Source organism: Ercella succinigenes (assembly GCF_900002895.1).
This window is the reverse complement of the sequence record NZ_CDHP01000050.1, coordinates 14,278-35,210: the sequence shown is the minus strand read 5'-3', so window position 1 is coordinate 35,210 and position 20,933 is coordinate 14,278. Positions and strand designations below refer to the sequence as shown.

General features: G+C 36.5%; 19 protein-coding genes and 2 tRNA genes. 13 read left to right on the top strand and 8 right to left on the bottom strand.

The window, feature by feature from the left end; all coding sequences use genetic code 11:
* The first annotated feature begins 51 nt into the window (after positions 1-51).
* A tRNA-Leu gene (locus AC0KSB_RS11525) sits at positions 52-139 on the top strand.
* 36 nt (positions 140-175) lie between these two features.
* A tRNA-Met gene (locus AC0KSB_RS11520) sits at positions 176-251 on the top strand.
* Between the two features lie 74 nt (positions 252-325).
* On the opposite strand, the gene AC0KSB_RS11515 is transcribed toward AC0KSB_RS11520, so the two are convergent.
* Entirely contained in the window at positions 326-1,492 is a 1,167-nt protein-coding gene (locus tag AC0KSB_RS11515) for a DUF2974 domain-containing protein (RefSeq protein ID WP_472309414.1), read from the bottom strand.
* Between the two features lie 65 nt (positions 1,493-1,557).
* Positions 1,558-1,968, bottom strand: a complete 411-nt coding sequence (locus AC0KSB_RS11510; protein WP_472309412.1) for a hypothetical protein — start codon at positions 1,966-1,968, stop codon at positions 1,558-1,560.
* A 212-nt stretch (positions 1,969-2,180) separates the two neighbouring features.
* On the opposite strand from AC0KSB_RS11510, the gene AC0KSB_RS11505 reads away from it, so the two are divergent.
* Together AC0KSB_RS11505 and AC0KSB_RS11500 are read left to right on the top strand one after the other, a co-directional pair.
* A complete protein-coding gene (locus AC0KSB_RS11505) occupies positions 2,181-2,714 on the top strand; it encodes a nitroreductase family protein (protein WP_472309410.1) in 534 nt (177 codons plus the stop codon).
* Between the two features lie 23 nt (positions 2,715-2,737).
* Positions 2,738-4,414, top strand: a complete 1,677-nt coding sequence (locus tag AC0KSB_RS11500; RefSeq protein WP_472309408.1) for an FAD-dependent oxidoreductase — start codon at positions 2,738-2,740, stop codon at positions 4,412-4,414.
* A gap of 80 nt (positions 4,415-4,494) precedes the next feature.
* On the opposite strand, the gene AC0KSB_RS11495 is transcribed toward AC0KSB_RS11500, so the two are convergent.
* From AC0KSB_RS11495 to AC0KSB_RS11475, 5 genes are all read right to left on the bottom strand, one after another.
* The gene (locus AC0KSB_RS11495; protein WP_472309406.1) at positions 4,495-5,745 is read right to left on the bottom strand and encodes an HlyC/CorC family transporter; all 1,251 of its coding nucleotides are present in this window, start codon (positions 5,743-5,745) and stop codon (positions 4,495-4,497) included.
* 94 nt (positions 5,746-5,839) lie between these two features.
* A complete protein-coding gene (locus AC0KSB_RS11490) occupies positions 5,840-7,462 on the bottom strand; it encodes a PH domain-containing protein (protein ID WP_472309404.1) in 1,623 nt (540 codons plus the stop codon).
* On the bottom strand, positions 7,462-8,037 hold the full coding sequence (locus AC0KSB_RS11485) for a PH domain-containing protein (protein WP_472309402.1): 576 nt from the start codon (positions 8,035-8,037) through the stop codon (positions 7,462-7,464). Before AC0KSB_RS11485 ends, AC0KSB_RS11490 begins: the two co-directional genes overlap by 1 nt.
* Before the next feature lie 28 nt (positions 8,038-8,065).
* Positions 8,066-9,457: a uracil-xanthine permease family protein gene (locus AC0KSB_RS11480; protein WP_472309400.1), complete on the bottom strand. Its 1,392-nt coding sequence runs from the start codon at positions 9,455-9,457 to the stop codon at positions 8,066-8,068.
* 226 nt (positions 9,458-9,683) lie between these two features.
* A complete protein-coding gene (locus tag AC0KSB_RS11475; protein WP_472309398.1) occupies positions 9,684-10,127 on the bottom strand; it encodes a universal stress protein in 444 nt (147 codons plus the stop codon).
* Between the two features lie 183 nt (positions 10,128-10,310).
* Here AC0KSB_RS11475 and lipB point away from each other — a divergent pair, with 183 nt between their 5' ends.
* The 9 genes from lipB (at position 10,311) to gndA (ending at position 20,453) form a co-directional block, all read left to right on the top strand.
* Positions 10,311-10,985 carry a lipoyl(octanoyl) transferase LipB gene (gene lipB, locus AC0KSB_RS11470; RefSeq protein WP_472309396.1) on the top strand — a complete coding sequence of 225 codons (675 nt, stop codon included), beginning with the start codon at positions 10,311-10,313 and terminating at the stop codon, positions 10,983-10,985.
* A 64-nt stretch (positions 10,986-11,049) separates the two neighbouring features.
* Positions 11,050-11,946, top strand: coding sequence for a lipoyl synthase (gene lipA, locus AC0KSB_RS11465; protein ID WP_472309394.1), 897 nt, complete (start codon positions 11,050-11,052; stop codon positions 11,944-11,946).
* A 153-nt stretch (positions 11,947-12,099) separates the two neighbouring features.
* Complete coding sequence (locus AC0KSB_RS11460; protein WP_472309392.1) at positions 12,100-12,522, top strand: Fur family transcriptional regulator; 423 nt, start codon at positions 12,100-12,102, stop codon at positions 12,520-12,522.
* Between the two features lie 77 nt (positions 12,523-12,599).
* Entirely contained in the window at positions 12,600-13,277 is a 678-nt protein-coding gene (locus tag AC0KSB_RS11455; protein ID WP_472309390.1) for a peroxiredoxin, read from the top strand.
* Between the two features lie 106 nt (positions 13,278-13,383).
* Entirely contained in the window at positions 13,384-14,406 is a 1,023-nt protein-coding gene (gene msrA, locus AC0KSB_RS11450) for a peptide-methionine (S)-S-oxide reductase MsrA (RefSeq protein ID WP_472309388.1), read from the top strand.
* Between the two features lie 22 nt (positions 14,407-14,428).
* Positions 14,429-14,671: a hypothetical protein gene (locus AC0KSB_RS11445; protein WP_472309386.1), complete on the top strand. Its 243-nt coding sequence runs from the start codon at positions 14,429-14,431 to the stop codon at positions 14,669-14,671.
* Positions 14,672-14,686: 15 nt separating this feature from the next.
* Positions 14,687-17,416, top strand: a complete 2,730-nt coding sequence (gene acnA, locus AC0KSB_RS11440; RefSeq protein WP_472309384.1) for an aconitate hydratase AcnA — start codon at positions 14,687-14,689, stop codon at positions 17,414-17,416.
* A 232-nt stretch (positions 17,417-17,648) separates the two neighbouring features.
* A complete protein-coding gene (gene mgtE / locus AC0KSB_RS11435) occupies positions 17,649-18,980 on the top strand; it encodes a magnesium transporter (protein WP_472309382.1) in 1,332 nt (443 codons plus the stop codon).
* Positions 18,981-19,007: 27 nt separating this feature from the next.
* Complete coding sequence (gene gndA / locus AC0KSB_RS11430) at positions 19,008-20,453, top strand: NADP-dependent phosphogluconate dehydrogenase (protein WP_472309380.1); 1,446 nt, start codon at positions 19,008-19,010, stop codon at positions 20,451-20,453.
* Here the strand turns inward: gndA and ilvN are convergent, their stop codons facing one another.
* Positions 20,454-20,930 carry an acetolactate synthase small subunit gene (gene ilvN / locus AC0KSB_RS11425; RefSeq protein WP_472309378.1) on the bottom strand — a complete coding sequence of 159 codons (477 nt, stop codon included), beginning with the start codon at positions 20,928-20,930 and terminating at the stop codon, positions 20,454-20,456. It abuts the gene before it with no gap.
* Positions 20,931-20,933 lie beyond the last annotated feature (3 nt).

Here is a 20,933-nt window from a genome sequence, read left to right as displayed (position 1 = left end):
ACAAACTGTTTAAGCGGTGATATTATAGTCAAGCACGATAAATGAAGATCTGCTCGTGTGGCGGAACTGGCAGACGCAACGGACTTAAAATCCGTCGGATTTAAACCCCGTGCCGGTTCGAGTCCGGCCACGAGCACCAGTCGCATTTCTTAAATGTGCAGTACAAATTTAATACCGCGGAGTGGAGCAGTTGGTAGCTTGTCGGGCTCATAACCCGAAGGTCGGAGGTTCGAGTCCTCCCTCCGCAACCAGAAAAAAACCGTTGTTGATAAAATTTCAGCAACGGTATTTTTTTCATAAAAACAAAATTATTTATCACTTAGGGTTATGAATCGGATTCTTTGTTTTTGCTTTTTATTAGCGGTAATCTTTCTTTCCATTGTTCTGGTTTTGAAACAAATCTAATTGCCTTAACACTTTCTGCAAATAAAAGAGCTGCAGTATCGCTTATTGCTTTTTTAATTTCTTTGTCAAGCCCTTCATATGTTTTGATCATTGCTATAAATGCTTTCAAACCATCTTCACGTATTTCAGATATTGTTTTGTTATCATTGCTTGAAAGAACATCAAAAAGTGAATTTGTAAAGACTTCTCTTTGTTCTATTGTAAGACTATTTAGTAGTTTTTTTAGAGTTTTATCAAGCATCTGACTTTCTTTTGTTATGCTTTTTAGATGGATAAAAGAAGATCCTATAACTTCCCAATTAAATCCATAATGCTGCAAAAAAGCTTTTTGATTACTTTTTACGACCGTATAGTTTTCTTCGTGCTCTAGAAGCATACCTACAATTGACGATTGCGGAACAATAGTTGTTACTTTCCCAGATATTCTTTGATATTTCTCTGTCTGCAAAAGCGATTCCTTGAATCCTGGTCCATCGTTATTATAAATGCCATTGATTCTCTTTTGCAGACTCTCAGGTGCATTTACAGCGGCATAAACAGCCAGATTACCACCTTTAGAATGACCTCCTAAATAAAATTTATAACGTCTGCCAAGTTTGTTTGCAACGTCTATATAATACTTAAGAGCTTTTTCTTGGGCAGGGACAACATCAAGAAAACTCATTTTAAAATCTTCTTTCCAGCCTATCAATGTATCATCAGTTCCACTGAAAGCTATATAAGAAGTATTTTTGCATAATTCTATTGTTATCGCACTGAACTGAGTTTCTGTTTCCGTATCTCTGATATCGACATAGGCAGATAAAAATAAATTCTGAAATCTTCGGCTGGAAGCTGCTAATTTTAATAATTCAATAAATTCGTCGTAAAGAAGATCGCCTGTATTTTTCAATCTGTGGCGATCAGCTTCAAAATATTTCTGTGCCGCATCTTTTAGTGCTATTTTTTTCTCAGCACTATTATCAACAATTTCTTCGAAATTAAGATAGGCAATCTTAGATAAAATTAGATTGTCAACTTCGTTGAATTCGCTTTGGCTCAGATCAAGATCTCCGCGCCACAAAATATAATCCAGAATATTTGCCATTTGCAACCATTCCTTTCAACGTGCTGGGATTTCAAACGATTCTTTTTTCGAAGTCTGTATTAGTATTATATTCTTATTGTTACAGTAAAATCTTTATTACAGCGCGGACAATTTACAATATGCTTACCTAATTTTCTGTTTAGTCTTAGATTAGCACTGCAGTTTGGACATTTACGGTATCTTTTTGTTTTTATTTCTTTTAAGCGCTTTGCAGATAGATTGCTCCATTTTTTTATCTTGCTCCAATAATTTAGAAAAAACATGTTCTCTTTTTGTCTTGCGTATATTTTTTTGGAAAATACTCTGAACAGCATATAAATAATAATAAACCATTGAAAAACAGATATTATATAAGTTCTAGCAAAAAGATTTACTATAAAAAGAATAATATATGTAACAAAAAGTGCAAAATACAGTTGATCAGTACCGTATCTACCATACATGAACCGCGATAAAAACTCTTTGATTTTATACATTTGTTCCTCCGTTTAATGCCTTATTTTATTTGGGCTTCTGAAAATTAACATTGATTTTATTTTCAGAATGAGCCAGGCATTATGCTATTTGATATAATTTAACTTATTATAGCTTTCGATTGGTCTTAAATGTTGCATTTTGCTAAAATGTACTAGGTTATTAATGGAAAATTAATTATTTGACTTGTGCTTAAAGCAGAAAGGAGATTTTTATGGATTTTATGGAGGTCATTCGAAAAAGATATTCGGTAAGAGATTATCAGGACAAGTCTGTAGAAAAAAGCAAATTAGATATTGTTCTGGAGGCGGGTAGAATTGCGCCGACCGCTAGAAATGGACAGCCTCAGATTTTAATTGTTGCAAATGATGAACAGAGTCTGCAAAAAATTGATAAAGCTACGAAAAGATTTGGTGCACCTGTATGTATCATTGTCTGTGCAGATCATGATCAAACATGGAAACGTAGTTATGATGATTTGGATAGTGCCCATATCGATGCAAGTATAATTACAGACCATATGATGCTTGCTGCTACAGATATAGGTTTAGGATCTTTATGGATTTGCCGCTTTGAACCGGATATAATTAAGAAAGAGTTTAATATCCCAGAGGGGGTAGAGCCTGTAAATATTCTTTGTCTTGGTTATGCTACAAAAGAAGCTGCAGCTAGTGAGGCTGCTTCTTCAGAACGACATAGTACCAGAAGGAAGCCTCTATCTGAAACAGTGAAATTTGGATCTTTTTGATTATAAGGGAGGAGCAACTTGATATGAATAGTAAATCTTCTGCCCCAAACAGACCTAAAAGAATAATTATTATTGGGGCTGTAGCAGCCGGAACATCAGCTGCAGCAAAAGCAAGAAGAAATGATGAAACTGCAGACATCATTATATATGAGCGAGATAAATATATATCATATTCTGGTTGCGGCCTTCCTTATTATATAGGTGGCAAGGTTGATGATATAAAGAAGCTCACTCCAAGAAATGCTGATTTTTTTAAGAATAAGTATAATGTAGATGTTAAGACAAGACATGAAGTAGTTAAAATAGATTATGAAAAAAGAAAAATCCAGATAAATAATTTAGAAGCAGATTCTGTTTTTGAGGATGAATTTGATATTTTGGTTATCGCAACAGGTGCAATTGCAGTTAAACTGCCAGTTCCTGGTGCTGAACTGCCGCATGTTTTTACTTTAAGATCACCTTCTGATGCAGTTAGTATTAAATCAAGAATTGATAATAACAAGCCTGCACAGGCTGTGGTAATAGGTAGTGGTTTTATAGGGCTTGAAATGGTGGAGAATCTAACTGCATGTGGTATCAAAGTCTCACTGGTAGAGAAATTGCCACAGTTATGTCCTTTTGTTGATCCTGACATGGCACCTTATCTGGAAGAATATTTAAAAAATAAGAATATAGATATCTATACTGACAGCAGTGTAATAAAAATTAATGAGAAGACAGTGGTTCTTTCGGATAATACAGAAATTGAAGCAGATATTGTTATCATGGCTGCAGGTATCAAACCCAATGTAGGACTAGCTGTAGAGATGGGGGTTAACCTGGGAAGCACAGGCGCAATTGCAGTTGATGCCTGCATGAGAACTAATCTGCCGGATGTTTATGCTTGTGGAGATTGTGCAGAAGCGTTTTCTGTTATTGATGGCAGAGCTTTATACAGACCTCTTGGATCAACAGCAAATAAAATGGGAAGAATTGCCGGTGATATGATAACCGGTGGCTGTCTTGCTTTCAGAGGAGTTGCAGGAACGGGGATATTCAAAATATATGAAATGGCAATTGCTGCTTGTGGTCTTAGTGAAAAAGAAGCAAGAGATTCTGATTATGATGTTATTGTGAGTCACAATATAAAACCAGATAAGCCAACCTATTTTGGAGGCCGTGAAATGGTTATCAAAACCATAGCCGACCGTTCAACTGAAAAATTATTAGGTGTTCAAATTATTGGTTATGAAGGTGTGGATAAAAGAATTGATGTTTTTGTAACAGCTATAACAGCAGGTCTCAAAGTATCAGATCTATTTCATCTTGATCTTGCTTATGCACCACCATTTTCAACCACAAAAGATCCTGTTATGTACACGGGCATGATTTTAGACAATGCAATCAGTCAGGGAAGAGCGCTTATTACATCAGATGAATTAAGCTGTTGTGACAAGGATTCCGTTCAGGTTATTGATGCAAGGGAAGAAGGTCAGTATTCTGAGTCACATGTAGATAATGCAGTCAGTATGCCACATGTAAGTTTAAGACAAAAGATAGCCAGCCTTGATAAAAATAAACCTGTAATAACCTATTGTAATAAAGGCACTACAGGCAATGCTGCACAGAATATTTTGATCAATAATGGCTTTTCTAAAGTTTATAACCTTTCTGGTGGACATAAACAGTTTAAGATAACTAAAAAAAATCGTCGTAAATAAGCAATTTGTAAAATAACAAAAAACCAGTCTATATATCCGTGATAGTATTGGATAGAGACTGGTTTTTAATTTGCATTGCTTTAATTATTAAGTTTAATACTTACTTTTATTATCTTCGTTCTGCTACGCTCAAGAACCTGACATAATAGACCGTCTATCATCAATGTGGCACCTTTGGCTGGAAATGTGCCAAGCTTGCCGATAATTAATCCGCCGATTGTCTCATAGTCATCTGATTCCAATTCTATTCCCAGCGTATCATTTAATTCTTTTAGTCTTATGGAGCCTTTGATCCAGTATTCATTTTCGCTCATTTGCTGAATATCAATATTATCCAGATCATGTTCGTCGTCAATATCTCCGAATATGACTTCAATAATATCTTGAGTTGTAATGATTCCTGCTGTACCACCGTATTCATCAACCACCACAGCCATGGGCTGTTTTTTTGTTCGCATTTCTTCAAAAAGATCTGCAATTCTTTTGCTTTCAATAGTATAGTAAGGTTTTCTAATTAGTTCAGATATCCTAAAATCATTTTCAGATCCTCTGAACAAATAAAAGTCCTTCATGTGCAAAAGACCTATTATGCTATCAAGAGTTTCATCATAAACAGGAAGTCTGGAAAATCTTGTTTGCTCGAAGACTTCTCTTACCTGTGACATACTGCTGTTGATATCTATGGCGGTAACCTCTGTCCTTGGAATCATTACATATCTTACCTGTTCATCCCCGAACTCAAAGACTTTTTCAAGAAGTCTCTTCTCCCCGCCCTCAAGAACTCCTTCTTCATGACTTACATCCATCATTGTTTTGAGCTCTTCTTCTGTCACATGCGGTTCGGCACCTGTTTTGTTTAATCCAAATAGTTTTAGAATCAGCTGGGTTATACCTGTAAGAATATATATTATTGGTCTGAGAATTTTCATAAGAGCATAAATTGGTCTTGATACAAATAATGCAATTGATTCTGCTTTGCCGGAGGCAAGAGATTTAGGTGTGATTTCAGCAAATATTAAAACGAGAAGTGTCGTAATTCCCGTTGCTATAGCGACTCCGCGGTTGCCTAAAGCTCTTATAGCAATGGAGGTAGCTAATGCCGAAGCGCCTATATTAACCAGATTGTTACCTACAAGAATGGCACTTAACCAATGATCAGGCTGATCGAGCATTTTCCCAACAAGTATGGCAGACTTGTTTTTTTCTTCAATTTTTTGACGAAGTCTGATCTTGTTTATACTCATTAAAGCTGTTTCTGAAGCAGAAAAAAAACCTGACATAATCAGAAGCATTATTAAAGCGGCGATTTGCCACCTACTGTCCGGATCCAAAAAATCACTCTCCTAATTTAATAAATAATCTGTAATTCTGCTACAATTATAATTTGAAAAATATAAACATGCAAATTTTTACTTTTTTGTGAATTCAAGATTTTTCCAGTAGATTGCGAATCATTGGCAAATGCCTGTCATCAAGGAATCTGACAACTACGCTCGATTTTAATACAGCTGCGTGATAATCAATTTTAAAATTTGCCAGACTGTCTCTCTCAATAAGAGGATGGCTATAGGTACCTATATTTTGAACTGCATCCATGCTTATTCTGTACAGGATTTTATGGAAACTGCCGTTTCGGATTTCCAGAATGTCGTTGTTATAACCAATTGCTGCATTTCTATAACTCAGATAAGAGCTAATCCAGACAAAAAGCAAGGCTGGTATCAGCAACAATAAAGCCTGTTTCAGAAATATTAATGACGGTATTGCGATTAGTATTATTGTTGATAGAGTGGGTACAATGAAAAATCTCCGCATAGCTCTGACTGGTGCTTTTTGCAAATCGGTTTTACCAGCATATTCTGGAAGAATTGCAGCTAGTTCTTTGTCTATATTTTTTATTTTTATCAGAGGAAATAAAAGAGAAATTTCTTTATCATCGTCACCGTAACCTATTGATTCTATTTCTATGCTTGCCCGATTGAATACCTGGCGCAACATGTTTTGTTTTATTATGATTGCATGTACGTTATGAATGGGCAAAGAGAAATTCTTTTCAGTGAATAAACCATAACGTATATAAATTGTGTCACTGCTGCGTCGTACTCTAAAATGATAATACTTTATTACTGTCATCACCATGCTTATTATATTTGACAAAATAAAATACAGTATGATTAAAGCAATAACGAACATTATTATAAAAAACAGGTTTTGTCTTGAGACATTTTCCCAGGATTTTTCAAAAAAATCAACAATTGGAGCAGATATTAAACTACCTGCCAATTGCTCAATGAAAAAGAATATTGATATTATCGCCAAAATACCGGCTGCAAGCTTATTTCTTGTGAGCGAAAAAACAAGCAGATCGTTCAATTTAGCTATATACTCGGCTTTGACTGACTGAGGAGCTTCACCTGTCAATGACTGATCTGCTTCAAGCTCGTCAACGCCTAAAAAAGAAGAAACATTTTTTCCATAAGTTAGTTTATCTACTTCACTATGCTGATAAACTGTTTTATTGTCCTGCACGGTCTGATCATCATAAAGATGTTTTTCATTATTCAAATTAGTTTCGTTTTTGCTATCCGAATTCTCACTGCGGGCGTCTGCTGCCAGACTTAAAATCTGCTTTCTTATCTCTCTGGCCTGTTCAACGGAGAAAACCAAATCAACTTCAGAGCCTTTTTTTGCTTCTTTTACAACACCGGTATCAATCTTTACTCTACATGTGCCAAGAATTCTCTGGATAACATTTCTACTTAAATCAACAGTATTAATCTTGTCAAAAGGTATCGCTGTTTGTGTTTTCCAAAGAACCCCTGAGATTGTAACCAGCTGATTCTGATCCGTATAAACCCAGGTGTTGCGCCATAGCAATACAAGATAAAGTCCTGCGAGCAAAAGAAGAAGCAGAATTGCTCCGCTAAGCCATAATATATGCAGCCCTCTGAGACTGATTCCTAAAACAAGAATAGTAGGTATAAGCTGCCTTAGCAAAGTCAGCGCTTTTTCAAAAATCATAGATATATGACAACGTACCGGTTCCATTAATCTGCATCCTTATCTGAGTTTGCCTTTTTATTTAATACTTTAAAATTTACCGCTGTTTTCAGCTGATCACAAAGTTGTCTTGCTATATCTGCCGATAAACAATCTATTTTTGAAGAACTACCTGCTGTCATTATGTCAAGACCTGCCAGTTTATAAAGTCTGGCCAGGGGTCCTTCATTAACAGTTACATGTTGAATTCTTGTTATTGGAATTATTGTTGTCTGATGAAATATGATTCCTTTTTTTATCTCTATCCTATCAGGAGTAAGGCAATAAGACCATTGCCTGTACTCGATGATAGGATAGACTAAAATGTTCAAAAGTTGAAAAGCTATAATAATCAGACTGCCAATAACATACCATTGTATCCACGACAAATCACCAGGTAAATCATTAAATCGATTTGCTGTAATCAGATAGCCTGCAATCAGTAAGATAATTAATATAATCAGACCTATAAATCTGGATAGTCTCCATAGTCTTATTGCTTTAGGATCTAATTTCTGATATACAATTTTATCTGTGCTTTCACTACCAGCTTCGGTGTTTTTGTTAAGTACGTTATCAGACATTGTGATTAACCTCGTAAATTTATGTTTGTTATTTTGATTTTTTTATTTTGTCTATTTCTGCTGCTTTTTCTTCCGGGAGTATCAGATTTAAGATTACCCCTGCTACTGCGGCCAAAGCCATGCCAGAGATAACAGTAAGACTTGTGATTTGGAAGGCTGCTCCACCAAGACCCAGTATTAACATGACAGCACAAATAATAACATTTCTGGTTTGACTAAAATCAACTCGTGCATCTGTAATAACTCTCAAACCATTTGCGGCGATAAAACCGAATAAAATAATGCTTATTCCACCCATAACAGGAAGCGGAATAGAAGAAATAAGATCTTTTACAGGTTTTATGAATGCCAGAAAAACAGCAATAACGGCAGCACCGCCGGTAACGTAGACTGATCCTACTTTAGTCAAGCCAACAACACCGGTGTTTTCGCCATATGTAGTATTGGCTGGACCTCCGATCATGCCTGCACAGAAGGTAGCTATACCATCTCCCAGAACAGTACGGTCAAGTCCTGGATCTTGCAAAAAGTCACGATTACATATCTTTCCTAAAACAGTATGATCACCGATATGTTCTGCAATTGTAACAAATGCCAGAGGTAACATTGCCAGAGCTGCACTGAAATCAAGTCCGTAAAAAACGAATGGACCTGTATTTTCGAGATTATTACCGAATGGCAGCATTATTTTTGGTGCTTCAAAAATATTTCCTGCAGCGATATCTTTTCCTATAGCAGCAAGCTGGCTGACAACAATTGTATCTCCGCCTAGATTAAAGATAAGATCAATAATTACTGCACTTAAAAAACCAATGCCTATACCTGATATGATAGGAACAATTTTGAAAAAGCCTTTTGCATGTACAGCGATAAGAGCAGTTGAAAGCATTGCTATAAGAGCAATTGCTACCGTTTGAGGATCCATTCCATCTGCACTGTTAAGACCTGCCATACCAACAGCTGTGCTTGCAAGACCTAGACCAATTACAGCTATCATCGGACCAACAACAATTGGTGGCAAAAGTTTGCGCAGCCAATTTTTACCAACAAATCTGATAATTAAAGAAACAATTACATAAGTTGCACCTATGCACATAAGACCTGTGGCAGCTGCTGCAAAATTAGCACTTTCGAAAAAATCTGCCTGGTCGGGAGTCGCTCCTAAAGCTGCTATAATTGCTGCTATATAAGCAAAAGAACTACCCAGATATACAGGAACTCTGGCTCCTGTGCACAGAATATAGATCAGAGTACCTATACCTGAAGCAAGTAATGCAGTGTTTAAAGGCAGCCCAGTTAAAAAAGGTACCAGTACCGTAGCACCAAACATAGCAAAAACATGCTGAAAACTTAATAAAATTCCTTTGCTTAAACCTGGTTTTTCTCTGATGTCGATGATTAAGCCTGATTGTTCTTCCATGATGTTCCTTCCTCCTAATACATGAATCCGTTTGAAAATAAAAAGCCTTCTGACACACAAGGCATCAGAAAGCCAGAATCAACAACACGGATTAACTACCACTGCACCATCACAGAAAAATAATAGAATCCAAGCGATTATCATAGACTTTCTTGCCTCTCTGGACCAGATTAAAGTCTTTTCCAATCAAATGTATCATAGAGAACACATGATGACAATATATTTTTCACTTAATTATTAAAATTGGTTTTGCTATTGTCAAGGCAACCTTATTAGTTACATTGCCCATCAAAAATCTTTTGAATCCGCTGGCACCATGAGAGCCCATTACGACCATATCTATATCATGAGTTTCAACGTAATCTGAAATAACATCGGCAGGCTTGCCTTCAAGAAAAACAGTATCAACTCTATCTCCCAGTTCTACGCAGCGGGACAATCCTGCTTCAAGTATTTCATGAGCAACGCGCTCTATTCTATCGATAAATTCTTGAGGGAAGGGAACTCCATCAGCACCAAAAGGACTTACAGGATAAAACTGGTAATGAAAATCTGTTCCTACATGCAGTAAAACTATATTGCTCTTATAAAGCAAAGCCAACTCTTTTGCCATATCAATAGCTCTGTTTGAACAATCGGAACCATCAATAGGTACTAATATCTTTTTCATTTATTGCACCTCCATACAGATTTTATTATTATATAAATATTATACAATAATTTTAAATTTAAAACATGTTTTATTGTCATATTGCTGCAAAGATGTAATGTTAATAACAAGACAGGGCATCTTTGTGTTAATATAGAAACAACTAAAATAATTAAAGTGTTAAGCAATAAAAATGAGGTCTTTATGGGGAAAATAAATGTTTGCGATCTTGGGTCAATGGATTATATGGAAGCTTTGAATATACAGTATGATTTATTGGAAAAAAGACAAAATGATTTAGTTGAAGATACTATTCTGCTTGTCGAACATCCACCTGTTTTAACAATGGGCATAAGAACCGACAGGAACAATATTTTTTTGAGCGACCATGATATGGAAAAACTAGGTGTTTCCTGCTATGAGGTTAACAGGGGAGGAGACGTTACTTATCATGGACCGGGCCAACTTGTTGGATATCCAATCATGAAGATAGACAATTTCCCAGGTAGTGTTCGCGGATATGTCGGCAGTATAGAAAATGCTCTGATAGATTTGTTAAAGAGTGAATATCAAATAAATGCACATAAGAGGCAGGATAAATATACAGGGGTATGGATAGGTGATGAAAAAATTGTTGCTATAGGAATAGCTGTAAAGAAATGGGTTACAATGCATGGCTTTGCTTTTAATGTAAATACAGATTTAAGCCACTTTAATTGGATTAATCCTTGCGGTCTTTCCATGGGGGTTACTTCTGTAGAAAAAATTAAAGGTTGTAAAACAGATTTTTCAAAAATAAAAAAAGAAGCAATTAACTATTTAAGTAAAGCTTTTGACAGAATACCGGTTGAAATTGGTATTGATGATTTAACAATATAAAATAAAAGATATTTGCAAATGCTTTAATGATTTGGAATAAGATAGTTATATGAGGGCTTAGGATTTGAATAATAATTATGAAAATTACAACAACGGTAAAGCGAGAATTAGTAAACCTGATTGGTTTAGAGTTCCGGCAAATAGCGGCAGACAAAATGAAGAGGTAATGTCTATACTTAGAAATCTTAGTCTGAACACTGTTTGTGAGCAGGCCAGTTGTCCTAATTGTGGGGAGTGTTTTGGACAAAGAACAGCCACTTTTATGATTCTTGGCAACCAATGTACCAGAAGATGTACTTTTTGTGCAGTTTCAAAAGGTAGTCCCCAGGCAGTAGACTTAAATGAGCCAGTTAACCTTGCCAAGGCTGTAAGAGAACTTGGGTTAAACCATGTTGTTATAACATCTGTTACCAGAGATGATTTATCAGATGGCGGAGCCGGACAATTTGCATCCGTAATAAATGCTGTGAGATCTCAAACGGAGGGTAAAACAACTATAGAAGTATTAATTCCAGATCTCCAGGGGAATTGGGAAAATTTAGATATTATCCTTGCTGCCAGACCAGATGTGCTTAATCACAATTTGGAAACTATCCCCAGATTATATGATAAGGTACGTCCTCAGGCTATATACGAAAGGTCACTTGAATTGCTTAATTATGCTCGTAAATCAGAGTACAGACCCCTAACAAAATCTGGTATTATGCTTGGATTGGGTGAGACGATAAAAGAAGTAGAAAGTGTCTTGAATGATCTTCGTAGCATACATTGCGACCTGCTTACAATAGGCCAGTATCTTGCACCATCAAAAAAGCATTTTCCTGTATTTGAATACATCCATCCAGATGAATTTAAAAAACTTGAAGAATATGCCTACAAAATAGGTTTTAAACATGTCTCTTCCGGCCCATTAGTCAGGAGTTCTTATCACGCCTCAAAAGCTTTAACTGAAGTAACATAAGAAACACATTTAGCCAGTAGCCTTCTTTTTTTTTCTGGTAGGTTGACATGCTGTTTTATGAGTGCTAAGTTGTAATCATTACAAATAAAGAATGAAAACAAAAAGATGAAATTTATTTAATAGTTTTTATTCCCGTTGTGGAGGAGGGATTTTGTGGATAAAGCATATTTACTTGATCAGCTGAGAGAAAAAGATCTACGTGCTTCTCCTCAAAGGATAAAAGTTCTGGAATATCTTTTTGAAAATAAAGATCATCCTACGGTAGATCAGATTTATAAGGATATTGTTTGTGAGATGCCGTCTTTGTCTCGTACTACTATTTACAATACATTGTCTGTCTTTGTTGAGGCAGGTCTTGTGAGAGTAATAACTATTGAGGGGAATGAAACAAGATACGATATCATTACAAAAAAACATGGACATTTCAAATGTAGTTCCTGTCAGGTGATTTATGATTTTGATATTGATTTGTTGCCGGGAAAAGGACTTGAAGGGTTCAGAATAGATGATGAGAATGTCTATTTTAAGGGCGTTTGTAATAGATGCCTTAAAAATAAAAGGCTTCAGGGAGCATAAAATCTTCTGAGGCTGAGATCAAAAGGAACTGATTCACAAGCAGAGCAAACAGCTCAAAAACTAAGGAGGATTTTAAAATGGATGAAATTACAAGACTGCCGCTGATCGGTGATGCTGCTCCTGAATTCAAGGCTAAGACTACCCAGGGAGACATTAACTTTCCTTCTGATTACAAAGGGAAATGGGTTATTCTTTTTAGTCACCCAGCTGATTTTACTCCTGTTTGCACTACTGAATTTATGACCTTTGGAAGTATGCAGGAAGAATTCAGAGGAATCAATACTGAATTAGTGGGACTGTCAATTGACAGTATGTATGCACATATCGCCTGGCTTAGAACTATTAAGGAAAAAATTGAATTTAATGGTATGAAAGACATTGAGATCATGTTTCCTGTAATTGAAGATATTTCAATGGAAGTAGCCAAGCTTTATGGAATGCTTCAACCTAATTCTTCAACAACACAGGCCGTTCGTGCAGTATTTATAATTGATCCTAAGGGAATAGTAAGAACAATTATGTATTATCCAGCTTCAGCAGGACGGAATATGCAAGAAATTAAAAGAGTTATATTGGCATTGCAGAAGGCTGATAATGAGGGTATAGCTACCCCTGCGAACTGGCAGCCAGGAGACGATGTGATTTTGCCGCCGCCGGGCTCATGCGGAAGTGCTAAAGAACGTGTTAATGATCATGGAGATGATGTTTATTGTCTTGATTGGTTCCTTTGCTTTAAGAGGGAGAAAAAAGATTAAAAATCTTAATAGATCTTTAATTATTATATGAATTATTGTAAAGAACTGTTTGCAGAGTTGAGTAATTGGCTTTGTCTGCAGTTCTTTTGTCAAAGAAGGTGATGAGATGATAGCTAAATATAAACTATTACCGAAAAATCCAAATGGAGCATTAGATTACTCGAAATCTGTTTTAAAAGAATTGTGGCTGGCAGGAGGTTGTTTTTGGGGTGTGGAAGCATATATGGCAAGAATAAGGGGTGTCGCAGAGACTTCTGTAGGTTATGCAAACGGCAAAACTGAAAATCCTACTTATCAACAGGTTTGTTATGAGAATACAGGCCATGCGGAAGCTGTACATTTAAAGTATGATCCTCAAATAATAACTCTTGACCTTATACTAAATCAGTTTTTTAAAATAATAGATCCTACACTATTAAATCGTCAGGGCAATGATTTTGGCGTGCAATACAGATCTGGTATTTATTACAAAGACGAATCAGACAAAAAAATAATTGAAAATTTTATAAAAAACTCTCAAAAGAACTATAAAAGAAAAATTGTAACTGAAGTAGAACCTATCAGGCAGTTTTATTTGGCAGAGGAATATCATCAGAATTATTTAGAGAAAAATCCGCAGGGATATTGTCATATATCTTTCGACTCTTTGCCTGTTGTACAAGCTGAAAAGTTCAAAATCAATCCTGAAAAATATAAAAAACCAGCTGAAAATGAGATCAAAAAAATTTTGACTGAAGATCAATTTAACATTACACAAAAAAACATGACTGAAGCTCCTTTTAGCGGCAAATACGACAAAAATTTTGAGATTGGTATATATGTTGATGTAGTTACAGGTGAGCCTCTTTTTCTATCCGGTGATAAATTTGATTCCGGCTGTGGCTGGCCAAGCTTCAGCAAACCAATAGTGGCAGAAGTCATAAATGAAAAAATTGATAAATCATATGGAATGATAAGAACAGAAGTACGGAGCAGAGTCGGGGATTCTCATCTGGGACATGTATTTAATGACGGTCCAATTGAAAATGGCGGTTTAAGATATTGTATAAATTCCGCCGCTTTACGTTTTATACCTATAAACAAAATGGAGGAACAAGGATACGGTTATTTAATAGATCTGTTACAATAATATACAAAGGAGAAAAATAAAAATGGTGAAAAGACATAAAGTATTTAAATATTTAAGCAATATCTCATGGATTAGCGGTAGCGTTCTAGCCCTATATGTTCTGGTCAAGGCTTACTTTTTTTCTGGTGGGCTTGCTGCTGGTTCATGTCCTTTGGTATTGCAAAGACCATGGGTAATTATAGCTATTATTTTGTTGGCTTTATCATTCGTTTTTTCTCTGTTAGAACCTAAAAGAATTGAGGATAAAGACGCAAACACTGAGTGATCAGGGAGGTAATCCATGCAGACACGTTCTATTAAAGGATTAGAAAATGTAAAAAAACAAATGATTATAGGCGGAAACACTTATCATTACTTCTCGTTGAAAGAATTTGAAAAACAATTCGGTGGATCATTGAATAAATTACCTTTTTCTTTGCGGCTGATGCTTGAGAATACTTTGCATCACTATGATAACGAAAATTTCACACAAGATCACCTTGATCTCTTTAGGCAATGGGATGGTGCCGGGGGCAAAAAAGAGATTTCTTTTATGCCTTCTCGTGTTGTTTTACAGGATTTTACAGGTGTTCCTGTTGTTGCTGATCTGGCGGCAATGAGACAGGAATGGAAAAATCAGGGAGGTTCACCGGACAAAATAAACCCGATTGTCCCTGTAGATCTTGTAATAGATCATTCTGTCATGGTGGATTGTTTTGGTGATGAAAATGCACTTGAGTGTAATGTTAAACTAGAATATGAAAGAAATAAGGAAAGATATGAATTTTTAAAATGGGCGCAGTCTTCTTTTGCTAATTTCAGAGCATTTCCTCCATCTGCAGGTATTGTTCACCAGGTTAATCTTGAACATTTAGCCCAGGTGGTTGGTTGTAAAGATATAGATGGAACAAACTGGCTTGAGCCGGATACGCTTGTTGGAACCGATTCTCATACTACAATGATAAATGGGATTGGCGTTCCAGGATGGGGAGTTGGTGGAATTGAGGCAGAAGCAGCAATGCTGGGACAGCCCCTTTCAATGCTTCTGCCTGACGTTATTGGTATGAGATTAACCGGGCAGCTGGGAACAGGGATTACAGCAACAGATTTGGCACTTACCATAACAAGTATTCTCAGAAATTATGGAGTTGTAGGTAAGTTTGTCGAATTTTTCGGTGATGGTATACATAGTATTACAGTAGAGGATCGAGCTACCGTAGCGAATATGTCTCCAGAGTATGGAGCTACTATGGGTTTTTTCCCAGTAGATAATCAAACTCTTGCATATCTTAAATCTACAGGAAGAAGTGCTGAGCAAATTCAGGTTGTTGAAAATTATTGCAAGGAACAAGGTCTTTTCCTAGATAATAAATTTGAAAATTCACCGGTTTATACTGAAATTATTGAACTGGATTTATCTTCTATCAAGCCTTCTTTGTCAGGCCCTAAACGCCCGCAAGATTTGATAGCTCTTGAAGAAATTAAAAAATCAGCTAATGCTTCACTTGCTTTGCCTCTGGATCAGGGAGGTTTTGGGCTTGAAACAATAAATTTTGACCGCCATCTGGAAATAAATTTCACTGATGGACATCAGGAAAATATTTCGGATGGCTCAGTTGTAATTGCAGCAATCACAAGTTGTACTAATACCTCTAATCCTGCTGTTATGCTCGGTGCAGGATTATTGGCTAAGAATGCGGTGGAAAAAGGCCTTAAAATTCCAAGATATGTCAAAACCAGCCTTGCACCCGGTTCAAGGGTGGTGTCGGCTTATCTTGAAAAGTCGGGGTTAATAGAATATCTCGAAAAACTCGGCTTTTATATAGCCGGCTACGGCTGTACTACATGTATAGGCAATAGTGGACCTCTAATCAGGGAAGTTTCAGAAATAATTGAAAAAGAAAATCTTAATGTTGCCGCCGTATTAAGTGGTAATCGTAATTTTGAAGGAAGAATTCATTCGCAAGTTAAAATGAATTATCTTGCTTCGCCATTACTTGTAATAGCATTTGCTCTGGCAGGAACAGTCAGAATAGATTTTGGTATAGAACCTATTGGTAAAAGTTCAGAAGGTGAAGATATTTATCTCAAAGATATATGGCCTTCGGGTGAGAAAATTATAGAAGCGATAAAAGAAAATGTTGAAATTGATTTTTATCACAAGGAATATGAACAGGCACTGACTGTAAATGAAAGCTGGAATTTAATCAAGGTTACAGGTGGAGATTTGTACGAATGGAATAAAGAGTCAACTTATATCAGGCAGCCTCCTTTTGTCGATGGCATGTCTTTGTCAAAACCTGCTGCTTTCAAACTAGATGGAGCAAGGGTTCTTGCATGGCTGGGAGATAGTGTAACAACCGATCATATTTCTCCTGCCGGTAGTATTCCATCTGATTCACCTGCAGGGTTATACCTCAGATCCAAAGACATTTCGCCTGATCAATTTAATTCCTATGGATCAAGACGTGGCAATCATGAGATCATGATTCGCGGAACTTTTGCCAATATCAGAATAAGAAATAAACTCGTGCCTGAAAAGGAGGGTGGATTTACAAAGTTTATTCCAGCAAATAAAATTATGACTATTTATGAAGCAAGTGAAAAATATCAGTTGGAAAATATCCCTTTGATTGTATTGGCTGGCAAAGAATATGGTTCTGGAAGTTCAAGAGACTGGGCTGCAAAAGGAACGGCTTTGCTTGGAGTTAAGGCTGTAATAGCTCAAAGCTATGAGAGGATACATCGAAGTAATCTGATAGGCATGGGCGTAATTCCCTTGCAGTTTATGGATGATCAGAATGCTGACACTATAGGTCTTACCGGTGATGAAGCTTTCTTTTTTGAAAATTTTGTTCACGACATAAAGCCTCAAGGTATCCTTCATGTTCGTGCAGTATCCGAAGATAAAGCAGAAATATCTTTTGCTGTGCGTATAAGAGTGGACAGTGAGGTGGAAATGCAAACATTAAGTCATGGCGGAATTTTGCCTCAGGTTTTAAGAGATTTTGCTCAAAAAGAAAAAAGTTGATTTTGACCGATAAAAAAGATTGACTCAATGCATCTTGGTTTGATATGATTTGCGGAGTAGGAAAGCGTCCGGTTGTATTTGTCGTGCAACCGGACAACTGATCTTAGAGAAAGGAATGTATGTCTGATGGACGCCGACAGTAGTAGTGGAATTATAATTAAAAAACAGGGCGATCCGATGCATTCCATCTGATGAATGTCTTTGATTTCCCTGTGTTAGGGAGGACTTAATAATGATCAAAGATATTTTAGAATTAATTCACGAAAGAAAACTGCAGGAAGCTCGTTTGGAGCTTGAAGAATTAAATCCTGTTGATCTGGCAAAGGATTTTGAAGAGTTGAATTCTCTTGAGCAGATCAAGGTATTTAGAATGCTTCCTAAAAACATGGCTGCAGATGTTTTTTCGTATTTTTCCCGTGATTTGCAAGTGAAAATTATCGATATGATCACAGATAGGGAGCTAGGGGAAATAATTGATGATTTGTTTTTAGATGATGCCGTCGATCTTATTGAAGAGATGCCTGCAAATGTAGTCAAGCGTCTGCTCAAAAATACCGATGTTAAAACTAGATCATTAATAAATCAATTTCTGAAATATCCTGACGATTCTGCCGGCAGTATTATGACAATTGAATTTGTCGACCTGCGAAAGAATATGACTGTACAGGAAGCTCTTGAACATATCAGGCAAACAGGTGTTGATAAGGAAACAGTATACACCTGCTATGTCATAGATGATTTCCGAAAACTAATCGGACATGTATCAGCTCATAAAATGTTGGTTTCTGAAAGATCAGATTTAATTGAAAATATTATGGAAAGCAGCATTATTTCTGTGCGCACCACAGATGATCAGGAAGAGGTAGCCCGTTTATTTGACACCTATGACCTGATATCATTGCCTGTAACTGATAAAGAAGAAAGATTGGTTGGCATAATAACTGTTGATGATATCGTTGATGTTATTCAGGAAGAAAACACCGAGGACTTTGAAAAGATGGCTGCCTTACTGCCGTCGGATGAGCCTTATCTGGATACAACTTCTTTTGTAATGGCAAGGCGTAGAATTCCCTGGCTATTATTTTTGATGCTTTCAGCAATCTTTACCGGAACTATCATTACTTTTTTTGAGGATTCTCTAGCCGTGATGCCTGCTCTTGTTGCTTTCATACCAATGCTGATGGATACAGGCGGTAACTGTGGCTCTCAGGCTGCAACTCTGATAATTCGTGGTCTTGCTCTTAATCAAGTTAGAATATCTGATGTTGCGCGTGTTTTATGGAAAGAATTAAGAGTTGCCGTACTGGTAGGAGCTGTATTATCAGTTTTCAACATTATTAGAATATATATTATGAATGGTTCCTTATCTTTAGCCGTAACAGTAGGTATCAGTCTCTATATAACTGTAGTAATAGCAAAGCTTGTCGGCAGCTTACTGCCATTGCTTGCTGCTAAACTTAAATTGGATCCGGCAATAATGGCTTCCCCTGTTATTACTACAATTGTTGATGCCAGCGCTCTCTTTTCTTTTTTTATGATAGCAAGAGCTATTTTGAAAATATAAAATTTCTAAATACAGGGAGGTTTTGATATGAGTAATTCAGTTGCAGGTCAAGCAGTAATTGGTGTGATTGGTCTGGCGGTAATGGGTAGAAATCTGGCTTTGAATATTGCAGATAATGGTTTTACTGTTGCTGTATATAACAGGTCTCCTGAAAAAACTTCTGAATTAATTAAACAAGCTGACGGTCTACCTGTTATTGATTGTTATAGTCTGGAAGATTTTATATTATCAATCGAAAAACCTCGCAAAATAATTCTTATGGTTAAAGCAGGTGCTGCTGTTGATTCGACTATTGAACTGCTTAAGCCGCTGCTCGATCAGGGTGATTTGATTATAGATGGCGGTAATTCGTATTATAAAGATACTGTTCGCAGAAATAATGAACTCCAAAGCCAGGGGTTTATGTATTTAGGTACAGGAATATCTGGTGGTGAAGAAGGTGCCAGGTTCGGACCGGCTATAATGCCTGGTGGTGACGAGTCTGCATATTTTTTAGTTAAGGATATTTTCGAGTCAATAGCAGCCAAGGTTGATGGAGATCCATGCTGCACATATATAGGCGAAAACGGCGCCGGACATTTTGTAAAAATGGTTCATAACGGAATAGAATATGCCGATATGCAGCTGATTAGTGAAGCTTATGCAATCCTAAAAAATCACCTTGGTATGAATCCTCAGGAAATTGAAGAGGTTTTTAAAAACTGGAATGCCGGCGAATTAGATAGTTATCTTATAGAAATAACAGCAGATATTTTCAGTCAGAAAGATGATAAAACAGATAATTTCTTAGTTGATATGATTATGGATGTTGCAAGACAGAAGGGAACCGGTAAGTGGACAAGTCAGATTGCCTTGGACATAGGTGTTCCTGTTTCTACAATAACAAGTGCTGTTTTTGAAAGATATTTATCTGCAATGAAAAATGAACGTGTTGCTGCTTCTGAAATTTTAACCGGTCCGGAAAAAGCAGCTACTGAATTAAGTGAACAGGACAAAAAAGATCTTATAGAAGCTGTCAGAAGAGCCTTGTATGCCAGTAAAATTTGTTCTTATGCTCAGGGATTTGATATGATGAAAAAGGCTGCCCAGGAATATGACTGGAAGCTTAATCTTGGCAATATCGCAATGATTTTTAGAGGTGGATGCATTATAAGAGCTCAATTTCTAAACAGAATTAAGGATGCTTATGAAAACAATTCTGATCTGGCAAATCTTATGCTAGATGAGTATTTTTGTCAGGCAATAAATCAATATCAGTCTGATTGGCGTAAAGTTATCGTGCTGGCAGTAGAAAACGGCATCTCCGTTCCTGGATTCAGCAGTTCTCTTGCATACTTTGACAGTTATCGCACAGCTTTTCTGCCAGTTAATCTGATTCAGGCACAAAGAGACTATTTTGGTGCACATACTTATCAGCGCATTGATATCGAAGGTGTTTTTCATACAGATTGGAGCAGCGGTAAAAAAGAGTGATTAGCTTCGCTCTAATGCTACCAGCCCTGTTCTGACAATTTGTTTTATGCCAAAAGGCTCAAGTAATTCTACGAATGCCCTTATTTTATCTTGCTGACCTGTAAGTTCAAAAGTCAAAGCGGTAGGAGAAACATCAATTATCTTTGCACGGAATATTTCTGCTATCTGTATTAATTCTGCTCTGTTTTGAGAATCACTTTGTATTTTTATCAGAATTAACTCTCTTTCTACATCGTTGTCACGAGGAAGTTTTTCTATAGAAATAACATCTATTAGTTTGTTAAGCTGCTTCATAACCTGATCTACTGTTCCTTCATCACCATTAACAACAATGATCATTCTGGAGCAATCAGGTATTTCACATATACCCACGGTGAGACTTTCAATATTAAAGCCGCGACGGCTGAAAAGTCCGGAAACTTTTGATAATAACCCGGGATGATTATTTACCAGAACGGATAAAATCTGCTGATTCATCTG